This window comes from Paenibacillus sp. FSL R5-0914 (assembly GCF_038004525.1).
Taxonomy (GTDB): domain Bacteria; phylum Bacillota; class Bacilli; order Paenibacillales; family Paenibacillaceae; genus Paenibacillus_AQ.
Map to the genome: position 1 here is coordinate 1,651,159 of NZ_JBBORH010000001.1, position 15,898 is coordinate 1,667,056.

14 protein-coding genes are annotated in these 15,898 nt (G+C 40.4%); 12 read left to right on the forward strand and 2 right to left on the reverse strand.

What is annotated here, in order from left to right:
• Positions 1 to 277: 277 nt before the first annotated feature.
• The 7 genes from MKX60_RS07250 (at position 278) to MKX60_RS07280 (ending at position 9,812) form a co-directional block, all read left to right on the forward strand.
• Positions 278 to 1,141 (forward strand): TnsA endonuclease N-terminal domain-containing protein, encoded by an 864-nt coding sequence (locus tag MKX60_RS07250; RefSeq protein ID WP_341059420.1) that lies wholly within the window; start codon positions 278 to 280, stop codon positions 1,139 to 1,141.
• Complete coding sequence (locus tag MKX60_RS07255) at positions 1,116 to 3,308, forward strand: Mu transposase C-terminal domain-containing protein (protein ID WP_341059421.1); 2,193 nt, start codon at positions 1,116 to 1,118, stop codon at positions 3,306 to 3,308. The genes MKX60_RS07250 and MKX60_RS07255 overlap by 26 nt, the downstream gene beginning before the upstream one ends.
• On the forward strand, positions 3,309 to 4,982 hold the full coding sequence (locus tag MKX60_RS07260; protein WP_341059422.1) for an ATP-binding protein: 1,674 nt from the start codon (positions 3,309 to 3,311) through the stop codon (positions 4,980 to 4,982).
• A gap of 15 nt (positions 4,983 to 4,997) precedes the next feature.
• Entirely contained in the window at positions 4,998 to 6,842 is a 1,845-nt protein-coding gene (locus tag MKX60_RS07265; RefSeq protein ID WP_341059423.1) for a TnsD family transposase, read from the forward strand.
• 515 nt (positions 6,843 to 7,357) lie between these two features.
• Positions 7,358 to 7,696, forward strand: a complete 339-nt coding sequence (locus MKX60_RS07270) for a hypothetical protein (RefSeq protein ID WP_341059424.1) — start codon at positions 7,358 to 7,360, stop codon at positions 7,694 to 7,696.
• Between the two features lie 494 nt (positions 7,697 to 8,190).
• Positions 8,191 to 8,715, forward strand: a complete 525-nt coding sequence (locus MKX60_RS07275; protein ID WP_076285597.1) for a sigma-70 family RNA polymerase sigma factor — start codon at positions 8,191 to 8,193, stop codon at positions 8,713 to 8,715.
• The gene (locus MKX60_RS07280; protein ID WP_076285556.1) at positions 8,712 to 9,812 is read left to right on the forward strand and encodes a DUF4179 domain-containing protein; all 1,101 of its coding nucleotides are present in this window, start codon (positions 8,712 to 8,714) and stop codon (positions 9,810 to 9,812) included. The genes MKX60_RS07275 and MKX60_RS07280 overlap by 4 nt, the downstream gene beginning before the upstream one ends.
• Before the next feature lie 80 nt (positions 9,813 to 9,892).
• Here the strand turns inward: MKX60_RS07280 and MKX60_RS31665 are convergent, their stop codons facing one another.
• Complete coding sequence (locus MKX60_RS31665; protein WP_445670745.1) at positions 9,893 to 10,090, reverse strand: IS3 family transposase; 198 nt, start codon at positions 10,088 to 10,090, stop codon at positions 9,893 to 9,895.
• A 524-nt stretch (positions 10,091 to 10,614) separates the two neighbouring features.
• Between MKX60_RS31665 and MKX60_RS07290 the strand changes: the two genes are divergently transcribed.
• Entirely contained in the window at positions 10,615 to 11,118 is a 504-nt protein-coding gene (locus MKX60_RS07290; RefSeq protein WP_341059425.1) for a DinB family protein, read from the forward strand.
• Positions 11,119 to 11,655: 537 nt separating this feature from the next.
• Here the strand turns inward: MKX60_RS07290 and MKX60_RS07295 are convergent.
• Positions 11,656 to 12,540 carry a helix-turn-helix transcriptional regulator gene (locus tag MKX60_RS07295; protein WP_076301018.1) on the reverse strand — a complete coding sequence of 295 codons (885 nt, stop codon included), beginning with the start codon at positions 12,538 to 12,540 and terminating at the stop codon, positions 11,656 to 11,658.
• 206 nt (positions 12,541 to 12,746) lie between these two features.
• Here MKX60_RS07295 and MKX60_RS07300 point away from each other — a divergent pair, with 206 nt between their 5' ends.
• From MKX60_RS07300 to MKX60_RS07315, 4 genes are all read left to right on the forward strand, one after another.
• Complete coding sequence (locus tag MKX60_RS07300) at positions 12,747 to 14,183, forward strand: erythromycin esterase family protein (RefSeq protein WP_341059426.1); 1,437 nt, start codon at positions 12,747 to 12,749, stop codon at positions 14,181 to 14,183.
• 78 nt (positions 14,184 to 14,261) lie between these two features.
• Positions 14,262 to 14,435, forward strand: coding sequence for a hypothetical protein (locus MKX60_RS07305; RefSeq protein WP_179086751.1), 174 nt, complete (start codon positions 14,262 to 14,264; stop codon positions 14,433 to 14,435).
• A gap of 109 nt (positions 14,436 to 14,544) precedes the next feature.
• The gene (locus MKX60_RS07310; protein ID WP_339267361.1) at positions 14,545 to 14,775 is read left to right on the forward strand and encodes a hypothetical protein; all 231 of its coding nucleotides are present in this window, start codon (positions 14,545 to 14,547) and stop codon (positions 14,773 to 14,775) included.
• Between the two features lie 521 nt (positions 14,776 to 15,296).
• Entirely contained in the window at positions 15,297 to 15,851 is a 555-nt protein-coding gene (locus MKX60_RS07315) for an RICIN domain-containing protein (protein ID WP_076285552.1), read from the forward strand.
• Positions 15,852 to 15,898 lie beyond the last annotated feature (47 nt).

Sequence of the window (15,898 nt, forward strand, 5' to 3'; positions counted from 1 at the left end):
TAAAAATTGGATTAGAAGTAATTTTTAAATTACCTAATTACTTTATAAATATATAATTCTTCTATGGTAAAACTGTAAGTTTGGAAGAAAATAAATTTTAAATTCATGTATTTATCTTGTTATCTATTTTCGGATGAAAACAGGCTGTGCAAAATATTGTGCAGTGATCATTTGGCTTTTTCTGTTTATGATTACGTCATAACCAACTATTCAATGAAATGGAAATGAGCTCACGGAACAGAACTGGTAACAGGGCGCAGCACGAGGAGGGAAGAGCTTGAGAAGACAAAAATCGATCTACGAACGTTACGATAGGATGGTAAAGCTCGGTAAAGGGCAAGGATATGGGAAGAAATACAAACCAGGGATTCAGGTAAGAGATATTCATTCTTTAGGATTGTCCCATCAAATAAAGGGCTGGAAGACGGACAGAGTACATCATCTGCTTTCCAATTTAGAATTGTATTACTTTTATACTTTAGAGTGGAGCCTTTCAGTGAGTGATATTCGTGAAAAATATCTATTATCGCCAAGGGAGACAATACCTATCTCAGAACGCCTGAATATTAAGCATCCAGTAATTATTAAAAACAAAGCACCTGCTGTTATGCATACCGATTTTTTAATAAACGTTCGAATGGACGAATATAACACAAAATTATTCGCAAGATCTGTAATGCCTAAAAAAACGCTTAATACAAAAAGAACGATTGAAAAATTAGAAATCGAGAGGATGTTTTGGACGGAACGTGATGTAGACTGGGGGATTATAACTGAAGAACAATTGGATATGAATGTGATTCGTAATATTTCTTGGTTCCATAGAGCTTATCATTTAAAAAATGCACCCGAGGTAAACTCAGAGTTACTACATGATATAGAACCCGTTTTATATAAGGAACTGAAAATGAGTACAGCAGCTTTTCCACAAGCGGCTGGAATAGTTGATCAGAAATTCAACTTGAAAGTTGGGACCAGTGTATGGATTATTAGGCACTTCATTTCTAAGAGAGTTTGGAAAATTAATATGAGTAATAAAATCGACTACTCCGCTCCCTTAAATATTACTAGAGAAGTGAATATTAATCAAATACAAAGGTGTGTGTTCCAAAACTATGTTAACAGTCAACTCTATAATTGAATGGATTGGTGATGAGGAAGAGAGTCGATTCGAGCGCATATTGTGGATAAATCAAGCGGGTGATCAAGTTATTGTATACCCCATTGATGAGCAAAATGGTTTTCCTAAGGTTACAGAAGCTGAAAGAATTGAATCTGCTTTTGAAAATGAGTTAGCAATCAAACGCACACAAGATCCGTTTCTACGACTGGATTTACCCGATATTACGACCGCATATAAGGCGTATGAGAAGCGAGATTTTTACTGGAAACTAATTGAAAACCTTGTTGCAGATGAACCAGACATTTATGATCCTAAACTTCGAGGAATCATGATTAAGGAAATTCAAGAGAAATGGAATGTGCAGTATAAAGATGTATTGAGATATTTACGTCGGTATTGGAAAGGCGGAATGACTAAAAATGCGCTTTTCTCCGAAGAGAAAAATAAGGGGGGGAAAGGAAAAACACGAAACATCGTAACGGATCTAAAAAAAAGTCAAAGTAAATATAACGATCGACAGGGTAAACGCGGGCGCAGGTCTAATATCGAAGTCTCACATGGTATTCATGGACTGAACGTAACGCCTGAAGCAGTGAAAATTTTCAAGCTGGCGTATGATAAGTTCTACATTCAAGAAAAACTCCCGTTGATTAAAACGTACGAAAAAATGTTGAGGAAATATTTCAACGTAGGTTATGAAGTGAATAATGATGAAAAAACACCAGTCTTACCTCCATTAAGTCAGCGATATACCTTCCGCGAATTCACTTACTGGGTAAGGAAGGACGAAATCATTAAAAAAACACTGATGAGAAAAGATGGAATGAAGAATTTCAATACAAAACACCGAGCTGTGTTAGATGACGTGTCTAAAATGGCTGATGGGCCTGGAAAGCTTTATCAAGTGGATTCTACGATAGCTGACATTCTGTTAGTTAGTGAACTTGATCCGCGCATTATTATTGGTTCTCCTGTTCTCTATCTCGTTTCAGATACGTTTAGCCGAAAGATCGCAGGATTATATGTCGGACTGGAGGGCCCAAATTGGGAAGGGTATGCGATGGCTCTCGCCAATGCATTTGAGAACAAAGTGGATTACTGTAAAAGATATGATATCGAAATAACAGAGGATACGTGGAATGCTTCATTTATACCCGATCAAATTATCACTGATAGGGGACCAGAATTTATTGGCAACTATTCATCAATGCTAGTGAATGCCTTTGACATGCACACCTCACATACCGCGCCTTTTCGCCCTGATTGGAAACCCGTGGTAGAACGAGATTTTGGATTTTTAAATGAGGAGGTTATTCACTGGTTGGCAGGGAGCACACAGGGAAGGCGAAGAGAAAGAGGAGATCAAAAACCTGCGAAAAATGCCATATTAACGCTGAATGACTTTACGGCTATTTTGATCGATACCATTTTGACATTCAATAATTCACATTTTATAGATGAGTACCCGCTTACAAAAGGGATGATAAAAGATGGTGTATTACCAGTGCCAGATCAATTGTGGAGATGGGGTTTAGCGGAATCAGGTCGTCTTCGAGAAGCTGATCCGCGCCTTGCTAAACTGAATCTATTGCCTCAAGCAACAGCTTCGGTTCAAAGAGAAGGTATTAAATTTAAAAATCTGTATTATAGCTGCCCCAGAGCCATTAGTGAAGGGTGGTTTGAACTCTCTCACCACAGAGGGAGTTGGAGCATCAAGATTTCCTATGATCGAAGATGGACTGATGTTATTTACTTTATAGATGAAGAAGGACAGCCCATAACTTGTAAGTTACTCCCAAGGAGCGAGAAATTCAAAGGTCTTCGTTTTGAAGAGGTGGAGGAATATTTTGCTCAGAAGAAAATCCAAAAAAAATTGCATGATGAAGTCCAAGCGACAACAAAAAGAGATGAAAGAATTGAAAATATCACTAAAAGAGCAAAAGTACGAAAAGATAATGCTTTGAAAAATAATCCAATGAGTAAAACTCAACGAGAAAAAACTTCACGCGAAGAAAGGCAGAATGAAAAGGAGCGCAATCGATTTGAAGAAGTATTCGATCTACGGGAAGAAAAGTCAACAATGTCTGGAAAACCGCTTCATCCGACTCAAAGAGAGTGGAAACCCCAGGTTTCCAAAGAAAAAAATGCACTGGAAATACTAAGAAAAAAGAGGGGGAAAGCATAAATGTCTACAGAATTAAAAGAAAAAATGCTGCCTTATGCTAGACCTTCCTTTATGGGGAAGAGAGTTAAAGCCGAGTATTATACTTCAGATGAGCCCAACTATTGTCACAATGCGTTCATTGAAGCCTTACCTCCTATAAAAACGCTAGAAGAGGCAGCTATTGAAATGAGTAGATACCCTACAATAAATAACCAAGAGCGGTTATGGCCTCCACATAAAAGGCTTCATGCAGTACAACGAATCGCTTCGAACTTTATTGAGCCGATGCCTAAGTTGCTTGATTTGGAGCAGCGAATGTCAAGAATGATTCGTAATGGATACTTTGCCCGAAATCCATTATCTTCTGAATGGATAAAACAAATGAGGATAGCATTTGATGGATTAGAACAATTGACAGATGATAAACTCCCCATAATCCGATCTTCTGCTGCGGGTTTTGCCTTGATTGGGACAAGTGGGATTGGAAAGACAACTGCCATCGAGACTGTCTTATCCTTATATCCTCAAGTTATTGAACATGTAAATTACAATGGAAACCATTTGATCAGACAACAATTAGTTTGGGTCAAGCTTGAGTGTCCTAGAGATGGATCAATGAAAGCATTAGTTCTTCAATTTTTTCAATATGTGGATGCTATATTAGGTACCAATTATTATTCAAAATTTTGTAGATCTAAAAAATCCGCTGAGGACTTGATTCCAGATATGTCATTCTTAGCAGCAAACTTTGGATTAGGTGTTCTTGTTATTGATGAGATTCAGCGTTTAAAATCCGCCGCCAGTGGGGGGATGAAAAAGATGCTCGATTTTATTACCGAGCTGACTAACTCAATAGGAGTTCCCGTTATGTTAATCGGCACTTATGGAGCAATGAGACCACTGACGAAACTTTTTTCGAATGCTAGACGAGCTTCAGGTCAAGGTGATATGACCTGGTCAAATTATGTTCAGGATGAACAATGGGAGCATTTTATAGAGGTATTGTGGGATTATCAGTGGACAAATGTACCTACAAAATTAACTTCTGAATTTATAGAAGTTTTTTATAATGAGTCACAGGGCATCACTGATATTGCTGTGAAGTTATATATGATTGCTCAATGGAGTGTAATTGGACAAGATGATGAAAGATTAACTCCAGCTCTTATTCGAGAAGTTTCTAAGGAAAGCCTTAGGTTGGTACGTCCTGTTTTAGATGCAATGAAATCTGGTGATTTAGCAGCATTGGAACGGTATGAAGATGTATACCCTGAAATGCTTGATCTCGAAGAGTTCTTCGTAAAGAACCAGGAGAGGGTTTCTATTGCAGGTGTTCTAAACACGCTTAAGAACCAACGAGAAGTTGTTGTGAATAATAGACTGGAGGATGAAATGTCGCCTGAGTTGAAAATTGTTCAATGGCTGATTAATCTAGGCGTCGAAGAAACGATTGCTTGGGAAGCGGCGGAAAGAACGGTTGACTATAATCAAGCAAATCACGATATTGGACTAGAGCTAATGATGTCTGCAATGGAATTGGCTAAGGAACTGAAGGATAAGAAAAATAGTAAATTGAGAAAAAAAAGCTCAAATGTAGGGAATTACAAAAATGATGATTTACGAAGAATTTCTAATGGAGTTGATTCTTACGAATCCTTAAAAAATGCAAATGTTATTAAAGAAAATTTTGAGTAGCTGAGGTGATCAATTATGTTACCTTTTTTTTCATTACATTCAGATGAATTGTTTTATAGTGCATGTGCTAGATATCATATTTGGAGCAGAAACACAAGTCAACAACAGACATTTAAAGACCTTTTTGGTGGAGAAAGAGGTGCTGCTTCCATTGATTTTCCCAATGGTCTTAATTTTTTTTGTAAACAACTTCCTGGCGATGCGCACACTCCTGAACAAATTATTGAAAAGCATACGTTATATCCGTTCTTTCGGCCTTTTTTACCAAAGACAAGAGCTGATAAAGTGATACAAATGATGATTAATGGTTCAGAAGGTAAAAAGGGAGTTATTCATTATGTACTCGGAGTGGTGGCAAGTACAGTGAAAAACCCCGAATTCCTACGTTTTTGTCCCAGATGTATCAACGAGGATCACGAACGAGTAGGTGAGGCATATTGGCATCGTCACCACCAACTTCCTGGTATATTCGCATGCATATTTCATAAATGTAGATTAGTCGACAGTGCAATCCGCTTTAGTTCAGACAGATCAATTCAGGCATTTGAGGATATCACAAGAGTTTTAGAAAAATCAGATTACAGCCATGAAAATCATGATATAAGTGATTCAGAATGGGAAATGACAAAATCCATTTATTGGATTTTAGAAAATGGGGTGCCCAATTTCCCAGAGGAAGTACTTGAAAGAAAATATTATAGTGAATTAGCTCTAAAGGGCTTTTTAACGGCAGGAGGAAACGTTAGACAACATATCGTGAATCACTTGCACGCGCATTATGGTAGTGAGTTACTAGAGCGTATAGGGTGTTCTGTTATTCAAACAGACCATAATTGGCTCGCGAAAATGCTCAGGGGATCTCCTGCACACCCATTAAGGCATATTTTACTTATGAACTGTCTCAATGTGACACCAGAGAAGTTTTTTTACAATGAGGATATATATCATCCGTTTGGCAAAGGTCCCTGGGCATGTCTAAACCCAGCAGCCAATCATTATAAAGAAAAAGTTATTGTGGATTGTGAGATCACCGCATGTTTTAAAACAAGAAAACCAGTAGGTACTTTTAAATGCACTTGTGGATTTACATTTGCACGTCTTGGTCCAGACCAAGATGAAGCTGATGTTTACAGAATTGGTCGAATTAAAGAATTTGGGTCGGTATGGTTAGAAAAGTTAACAAAAATGAAGAGAGAAAAAACAAGTAATGCAAAAATAGCGACGATATTGAATGTCGATAGACGTACCGTAAAAAAACAATTTGATAAATTGAATGGAATATCAGAAGATCCATTTCATGATGAGATCGCTTCAGAATCTATTCTTAAAAAGTATCGCGCTCATTGGTTGAGCACTATGAGGGCAAATCCATCGAAGTCAAAAAATGAAATTAGAAAAATTGCAAGCCGTGAATTTATTTGGTTGTATCGTAACGATCGACAATGGTTAGATCAAAATTCTCCTAAACTCCTTTGTCGAGATAAGTATGGTGGGGATAATCGGGTTGATTGGATAAAGCGTGATAAGGAACTGGCTGAAGAAATATCATGTGCCGCTAAAGAATTATTAATGTCTATTCAAAAACCTATTAGAGTGACTCAATATACGTTAGGTAAGCTTATTGGTAAGACAGGTCTTGTACAAAATAATTTGGAGAAACTACCTCGTACAAAATATATGATAAGTTTATATACAGAGACTGTTGAAGATTTCCAGATCCGAAGAGTTAAGTATGTAGCTGAGCAATTGCGTTTAAATGGTGAGAAGATGAACCGTTCATCGATCATACGAATCGCTGGATTGGGATTGTCTTTCTCCGAAGAGGTTAGTAATGAAATATTTAATCAATTAAATCAATAAAAAGAGGGACGATTTTGTCCCTTTTTTTAAATTCTCTGAGCGTTTATTTCCCACTTTTATTGTTTGCTGAAAATAAAATCATTTCCCATATTTATTGTTTGAACGTCGGAGTCTTCTTAGAATAAGTGCCTTAGTATTAAGGGGTTCCATTTCCCGCTTTTATTGTTGGAGGACAATTAATGTAGAATGACATTAAAGTTGGTTATTAGACATTAATGTGAGTAACTTAACAATAATGTTTGTATCTTAACAAAATAGATTGTAATTACTGTTTATAATCATTTTAGCTTGCTAAGTCGCTCATATTTTTGAGCGGCTTTTTTATGCCTTTAAAGAGGAAGATAGGAAAACGAAGTAAAATTAGGCTTTACTGTGAGGAGAAAATAAAGTGTTAGATTCAGCAAATAAAGTTGTAGACTCGGAAAATAAAGTATTAGACTGACGCTGCTTGATTAAGCTAACGGGCAGTTTAGAGCAACATTAAATTCGGTATAATTTTGAAAGGAATGACAGCGGTGAAGACAGATAAAGAAATGTTGATATCGGTTATATACAACGACACTTCAAGAGATGACGAAATTGACGATGCCGTTATGGATTTATCCAAATTTGATGACGATGAAGTGATACAAATTCTTATGAAAGTAGCAAATGACGCTTCATTCGATCACATGATAAGAGCCAGTGCAGGAGAATCTTTGGCAGATATTTGGTTAAGAAGAAGTATCATCAACTATACACAGTTAGGAACTCTGACAAAGATTGCATTGAAAGAAGCATTGGCAATGATTAAATCCAACCGAACTGATTGGTATACGACTTTTTCGGAATTATTCCCGATGAAAGTAAAGTGAGAACCGATTTTACGCTAATAGAACACGATTGCCTTCTGAGTTTTCTCACCGTACTATCCCTCCTTTACTACCCGTTTGTGTCAACTGCGTCCTATCTGTTGGGAGAGGAGGGATACTCCTACTCCCTTATATCTTCGTACTGTGCAGATTTGCCTATAATTACCGGAATAAAGAGATTTGGCCGAAATTAGCATGCAGAATCGCATTTAATTGGGAGGTCTGGCACGTTCCTGCGTCTCTCCCGAGCTTAAGTTTCTCATTTCGGGCTGGAATCCGGCATGATCCGGTGCCCCTGTCAGTCCAAAATTCCGGGAAAAATGCGCGGCTTGGCATACTGTTCTGATTGTGGCATTTAGCGAAAATGCCAGCCGCAGTTTTTTGAAGATTAAGAATATAGATGTAACCTTGTACCCGTCTCATACATCTAATCAGCAGAAACAGTGACAACGAATGAACAATAAGACCTCATAGAGAATGGAGGCTGACGGTTGGATATTGATCAAGAGGAAGAAGTCAGGCGCGCGCAGGAAGGAGACGAGGAAGCTTTCATCCATCTTGTGAAAAGGCTGGAGCTGCAAATGTACAATGTGGCGAAATCGATTGTGAAGAAGGATGAGGATTGTGCAGACGCGATGCAGGAAACGGTATTGAAGGCCTACAAGGCCATTTCAACGCTGCACAGCCCCTATTTTTTCAAAACATGGCTGTTTCGTATTTTGATCAACGAATGCAATCTGATTTTACGTAAGCGTGCGCAGAATATCACTATGGCCGAGCTACCCCAGAGGCAAACGGTTTCCACCGAAGTTGAAGCTATCGACCTTCGCGAAGCGGTCTACCGGCTGGAGGAAGTGTCGCGGACGATCATTATCCTGCATTATTTTCAGGATCTTCCGCTGCAGCAGATTGCAGACATCATGGAGCTGTCCGAGAGCGCGGTCAAGACACGGCTGCACAGGGCAAGGAAAACGTTATATGGATGGCTTGCAGACCCCGCAGAAAGGAAGGTGAACGCATGAGCAATCCGGAACTTGAGCTTGATCTGGGAATCTTGAAAGAGCAGAGGATTGAAGAGATGCCGGAATTAGTACGTGTCCGTATGGAGCAAACCTATCAAATGATGAGCAGCGTACCTCCGAAGCCTGTCTCTGTCAAGAAAAAAAGCCGCTGGCTGCGGAATGTTATGATTACAACGGCAAGTGTGGCGGCTGCGGGAGTTATTTTCATCAGTCTGGGATTCATTTCACCTGCGATGGCTCAAACCTTGAAACAAATTCCCTTCGTAGACAGTGTATTCAGATTGGCGGGAGACCTCGGGCTGCAAACCGCGAATGAGAAAGGGATGACTGCAGCTGTCCATCAGACGGTTACCCATCAAGGAGTAACGCTTAGTGTATCCGAACTGATGTATGACGGGAGCCGTTTATCCTTGGTGTTGACCCGTGATATGCCGGAGGACGCGAATGAAACTTTTTATGATTTGTGGGGGAGCGAGAAGGGGCCGGAAGGGCTTGTGAACAACATCGACTTTTTTATCAACGGTGAACCGGTAAATACCAGCTGGGGGATCTCCTCCGGCGGAGACCAGGCCCCTGACTCCCTCATTGTTACCACCTTTGAATCGGTAGAGGTGCCCGACGAGTTCGATTTTTCTATGGTGGTCAGAATAGCTAAGCTAAATCAGGATTTCGAATTCAATATTTCGGTGAAAAAGAATAATACGAACAGTATCGTGCTGACCCCGGCAGAGATGAAGACACACGATCATATCCACATGAAAATCAAGCGAATCGAGCTTAGCCAAACGACGACCCGTTTGGTTGTCGAGATTAGGGGTGAGCCCGGTGAAGACATTCGGGAGTTTCAGCAAAAGATTCCGGATAAATATAAAATCACAGGGTTCCTTAATATTGATTTTGATCTTACCGATGAGCAGGGGCGAACCCCGACATTTATCGGAGGCAGCGGTTCGGGTGAAGGAGATTATTTATCCTATACAACCATGTTTGAGCCGATGGAGGCCACGCCGAAAACGGTCACCGTAAAGCCGTATATCCGCTCCAGAGAAAATAAAGTATATATTCCCGAGCTTGAATTTACAGTGCCTGTACAATAGCAGATTGGCAAAAAAATCTCCGGCAGATCACTTGGGACTGACCCCCGTTTATGAGACAGGGATCAAAACACCTTGCAAGTTTAAGCAGCCAGTCGTCGGAAATCCACCGGCGACTGGTTATTTAGTTTCGCTTGAATCCGAATTGAGTTATAGTAGGTGATGTAGTCTCGAACGGTCTGTTCAACGATTGCCGTCGTTGTATACATAAGATCTTCGAGGTAGAACGTGCTGCTTATGATCGCAAAAAAAAGTATCGTTCTGGCAATTCGATGATTCACACACATAAATAATTCCTTTTCTTTCTGCTTTGAAATAACTCATATTAATCATCCTCGCTCTTCGTACTGGGAATCTGCTGACGTTGAGCTTCCATCAAATTACGTTTAAATGTAACAAGAGCTGCGGATACGATACTCCAGATTTCAGTTTCAGATAATGATTCAGGATCTACCCTTCTAATACTGCTATTTCCTTAATCCTCTTATTATCAAAAGATTCTAATCTAACTTGCATCGTTTTCACTCCTTCACAGTTTGTGTCTACTGCTCAGTATCTTCGTACTATGCAACAATCACTATGACTCTCGATGAAAAATCTTCTTTAAGCTAACTGTGAGGCTAGCGTAAACAAAATGATCAAAAGTATTAACCATACGTAGTTAATTACATTTCGGGATTAGCGAAATGATTTTCGGCAGCTTCGTTTGGTTAACGGGGGTAGTTTAAGTAAATGTAAATATTTACTTGAGAACTAGTGTTCGGTATAATAAACTTGATTCCATTACAAAAAGGAGATGTTGGATATGTATAAACACATTAAAGATTTTGCCGCAACTTGGCAGAATGAAACGGAAGCAACAATGCGGACACTGGAGATGCTGACCGACGACTCTCTTGGCCAACAGATAACAAGCGATCATAGAACGCTTGGACGTGTTGCATGGCACCTTGTACAGACGTTGCACGAAATGCCATCTCGGACGGGACTGTCTTTCGAAGGACCGGGCGAAGATATGCCGGTGCCAGCTTCGGCAGCAGACATCGCGTCAGTCTATAAGAGGACCTCACAAGCGCTCCTTGATGCTATACAGTCCAGTTGGAAAGATGAGAATCTGCTTATCATGAGCGATATGTATGGTGATCAATGGCCAAACGGCTTAATGCTGGATGTTCTCGTAAAGCATGAGATTCATCATCGTGGTCAGATGACAGTCCTGATGCGTCAGGCAGGCCTTCGTGTGCCGGATCTTTACGGCCCGACAAAAGAGCAGTGGGCCGAGTACGGAGCGCTACCTCCAGTAATTTAGAGTAAGATTATATCCGCTTTGGCCGTTTGGCTATAGTGGGATTTATAAGTATTTTATCATAGGATTGAAAGTGGTGGCTTGAATCATAGACAAGAGGATACCATCGGACTGAAACTGTTGATTCTATTGAACTCCCATGGAAGAACGCAATTACTTCTATAATCTGTGGTGTCGCGTGAGCGACATGGATGGCTAACAGGTAAGTTGAGCCACGCGGATTGAGGTTAAGATTTATTGAACTAACTGGATACTATAGTTTAATAGCATAAATTGTTGAGCAGGCCGAAGCCTGCTTATTTTATTGAACGGTTAAGCTGCTTGCTTAAGGGGCATACCTTTGTGTGGGATGTAAGCTTTTTTGTCTTGTGCAAGCTAACTACTCTTTTACTGTCGGGTATTAATTAAAAATATCTTTTACCAAGCTCACGAATATATTTCCTATCAAAAACTTTGAAGCCATTACGATCGTAACGATTACAAGACCGATGACATTGCCAAGGTTTTGTTTTTTAACATCATTCATTCTGCAACACCTCTCTATTCCTCAAACGATAAATTCATAGGCTCGTCTAGAAGTTCACACATAAAATCGATATTCGTCGTAGGTACCTTGGTATCCACTTCCTCGAATTGAAGCCCGTCTATCCAGACCTGTCCACTCCCGGACAACAGCACACCAAAAGCAATCGCGGCACTATTATCCGGCACATCCAGCACGATGCTGTAATGGTTCCACTCCGTATCTCCAATAATGGGGCGGTCACTCATGTTATCGAATTGCAGTACATCATGAAGAGCATCATCGACTCGCATCCAGAACCCACAAAACCCTCTCACTGCTTTTGTTTTGATAAACCCTGAGAGCTTTAGTCTTTTGCCCATATATTTGTCCGCTTTGAATTGCTGCATCATCGTTGCAAATTCGCCTTCCGTCGGTACCACTGTAACCGACTTTAAAAATCCGGACGCTCTCCCTTGATGGAAGGTTTCCCGGTCAATCCCCATCTGATAGTTGAAGGGGTGACTCCCGCTTAATTGCCATCCCTTTAATAATTGTTCATTTTTCATTTTCATTTCCTCCCTTTGCATCGTTAATTTGCCCATGATTTTGCGATACTGCCCTGGCGGTAATTGATAGTATTTCTTAAAAGAACGGGTGAACGATTCTTGGCTCTCAAAGTGATAATAAATGGCAATATCTATAATTCTTTCATCTGTGAACAGTAACATGTTGGACGAATTTGCAATTCTCCGAAATCGGATATATTCAGATACGCTCACGCCAACCTCTTGCTGAAAAATCCGATGGTAATGATACTTTGAAAACCCTGCAAACTTAGCCATACTCTCTAGTGACAATTCTTCGGGCAAATGCGTCTCTATATAGGCAATCGACTCTTGGATGATCGGACTGTAGCTCATGTTATAACCTCCTTAAGAATAAAATATCAGAAGCAACCGCTGCATATTTGATATATATTGCTTTGTTTCTCGGGTATATAAAGGATAACTCCATCCATATTATTGTGTTCACATAAAGATAGCAATAATGATCAAAAAGGTGTGGTGCAATGAATGTATATTTGAAGTAGAACGTAAAATTATTTTTCGGTAAGGAGTTAGATGCAATGAAATGGAAGGCGAATACCCTTAGTCTGCGTAGCTTGTTGTGCATGCCGCTCACTTTGATCATGCTTAGTACCTCGATAACATCAGCGGTTATCCCGGTCAAGACTGCATATGGGGAAGCAGCGGTGAATGAACAGCAAGTCAGAACAGCAAGATCGTATCAGGCTACTTTATCCGATTGGAAGCGTTGGGCCGCGGATCATGCTTATGCCTTACAGACGATCCAACCGGAATCATGGTCTTCGAACGGAGGATCCATTGGGCAGGACAAATTTAGCGACCTTGATATACTGATCCCGTTGCTCGCTGATAAGCGAATCGTATATTTGGGAGAAAATTCACATGGTGTGGCCGAATTTAATCTAGTCAAAACGCGCCTCATTCAATACATGCACCAAACGCTAGGGTTTAACATTGTTGCATTTGAGAGTGGTCTGGGCGATGCAGCCCTTGGTCAAGGACGGATAAAAAAGACGGCGACTCCCGATACGATGAGGCGTTCCATATTTGGCGTATGGTGGACGGAAGAGACGAAGCCGCTATTCGAATACATGAAGGAGACACATAAGAGCGAATCGCCTTTGCGACTGACGGGCTTCGATATTCAGGTGCAATCCCCGCTTTTTCAGAATGCGAACTGGATTCCAAGTATTAAGCTGAAGGACAGAGCGCTGCAAGCGGAACAAGAGGTTCATAAGTGGAGAATGAGCAAGGATCAAAGCGGATTCCGTAAGGCCAAGCCTGAGCTGATTAAGGTGTATGAAGAGCTATTGCAGGCTGTGACTAAGAATGAAAATGCGTTGAAGATGGACTATCCCGATGAGCCGCATATCGTCAAGTTAATGAAGCGAGCGCTAGAGGATCGAATCCGGGTCATTCAGGAATTTAATGAGCTGTGCATCCAATCCAATCTATTAACAGAACAAGGGGATTATAGCGGCGCTCAGTCCATGATGGAATGGCGCGATCGGGCGATGGCCAGCAACCTTGCATGGTTGGTGACAGAAGTTTATCCGGAAGAGAATATCATCGTATGGGGCCATAATGGCCATATCAGCAAAGCACAGTCTCTGATTTCCACCATGCCGAAGAGTATGGGAGAGCTTATGCCAAAGGAACTGCAACAGGAAAGCTACGTCATGGGTCTATTTATGGGCGAAGGACAAGCAGCCGAGAATACGAGGGAACCGATTCAGTTGAATCCGATTATTCCGGGGTCTATGGAAGATATTTTGGCGGCTGTAGGACAGCCATATACATTCATGGATTTACGCTATCGGGAAAATGAACGGGGAAATTCTTGGATGTTCGAACGGATGATAGCCTCTTATCAGGTGCAAATGCCGATGCCGTTAGAGCTAAAACGGCATTTCGACGGCGTCCTTCTCATCAAACAAGCGAAGATGCCGACATATTTGCCGGACACACATAAGTGAGAAGGAAACCGTTTTAAAAAAGTTATTCTTCTTAGATTTCAGGCTCAGCTTCGTATCCCTTCGGGACAAGCTATTTTTTTGATTAAGACTCCTGAGCAGACAAATCTAAACTACATTGAAATAGGTGGAACGGAACAATGTGCACTTACCTTGGAAGTCAATGATTTTCACGGACTCTACAGCCAAATGAAGAACAACGGAGCTAAGGTATCGGAGATTGAAGATAATGGGGTATGTAGTAATGTCTGGTGATAAGGAAGTCTGGAACCAGTAAATAAAGTTTAGAACCGCTAAAGTCAGTCCCGATGATGCTCATGATATCATCGGGATTTTTCTATATAGGGAGTTATTATGTCAACTATTGGAGATAGAATTAAAAAAGGGTGAATTTAAGCCAGCCTTAGATATTTTATTGGAAATAAATAATAAACCTAGCTTGGATTTATATTGGTTGTTATATGGTGAGAAACAAACAACGAGACAGAAAAATAATGCTGAAGGGAAGTTTAATATAAAAGAAACTGACATGATTGAGAATTTTGATAAGCTGAATTTAGATGATCAGGACGAAATAATTGAATTTTTTAAATGAAAGTAAGCCGTTACATATAGATAGGAATAAGGTTTTTGATTAGTGAATAAGAGGGTTAGACTAACTGCAGTCGCCACAAGGGCTCAAGCTAGTGCTATTCCGTCAAGGAGAAGTGACTCATCGGAGCAAAATCAAAATCCTCGACTCGACAACCTTGCCGTCATTGCAACTCAGCTCCAGCGCCGCCAGTGGATACATTCCGACATGTACCATTTCAACATTGTTCTCTAGCTTAACATGTTAACCTAGAGGATTTAAATTGACATCTATTTTGTAAACAATGTATAATTAAGTAATATTTACCTATATTTTAATTGATTTCTTCTAGATCTATTTCTATGAACCTCATTGCGACCGCTCGCCTTCAAACAATAGAAATAGAACCCCATCATGCGATTTGTTGAAACGGGTATTAATTACTTCTTAACAAAGGAGGCGACATTCTAATCTTCTATAATGGCAGTTTGATTGGGAGAAGTTGAAATCTGACTAAATGAAAATTAAAGGAGTGGTATTATCTTATGAAACGGTTATTCAAGAGTAAATGGTTGATAGCGATTCTGGCACTTGTATTTATTGGATCCGCAGCACCTGCTGTATTTACTCAGACGACGCATGCTGCCGGCACGCCGAACCCTCATGTCATTATAAATGTAAATAGCAATAAAACATTGGGAGTCAGTGGATGGGATAAACAAGCGGATGGCGCGCTTATCATACAATGGAACTTTAATTGGAATTCCATTGTTAATGATCAAAAATGGTATTTGGAAGCTCTAGGAGACGGCTATTATCACATCAGAAACGTAGAAAGCGGAGATTTACTGGAAGTCAGCGAATCGTCTACATCCGATGGTGCTAATGTGATTCAATGGCCGGATAATGGCGGATGGAACCAACAGTGGAGAATTATTCCAACCAATCAAGATAGAGGTGACTCGTCGTATATTATCAACCGAGGTAGCGGCAAGTATTTGGATATGTCGGGACAATCGACATCCGACGGAGGACAGGCTGTCCAGTGGGATTTTAATGGCGGCGCCAATCAGCGCTGGTTCATTCCGCCTGCATCGTAACACATATGAAGCTAATGCCGCGCCGTTTCTACACTTAGAAACGCCGC

Coding starts and splice junctions, on each gene's coding strand:
- MKX60_RS07255 (WP_341059421.1), top strand. CDS start 1,116: ATGTTAACAGTCAACTCTATAATTGAATGGATTGGTGATGAGGAAGAG.
- MKX60_RS07260 (WP_341059422.1), top strand. CDS start 3,309: ATGTCTACAGAATTAAAAGAAAAAATGCTGCCTTATGCTAGACCTTCC.
- MKX60_RS07265 (WP_341059423.1), top strand. CDS start 4,998: ATGTTACCTTTTTTTTCATTACATTCAGATGAATTGTTTTATAGTGCA.
- MKX60_RS07280 (WP_076285556.1), top strand. CDS start 8,712: ATGAGCAATCCGGAACTTGAGCTTGATCTGGGAATCTTGAAAGAGCAG.
- MKX60_RS07290 (WP_341059425.1), top strand. CDS start 10,615: ATGTATAAACACATTAAAGATTTTGCCGCAACTTGGCAGAATGAAACG.
- MKX60_RS07295 (WP_076301018.1), bottom strand. CDS start 12,540: ATGAGCTACAGTCCGATCATCCAAGAGTCGATTGCCTATATAGAGACG.
- MKX60_RS07300 (WP_341059426.1), top strand. CDS start 12,747: ATGAAATGGAAGGCGAATACCCTTAGTCTGCGTAGCTTGTTGTGCATG.
- MKX60_RS07315 (WP_076285552.1), top strand. CDS start 15,297: ATGAAACGGTTATTCAAGAGTAAATGGTTGATAGCGATTCTGGCACTT.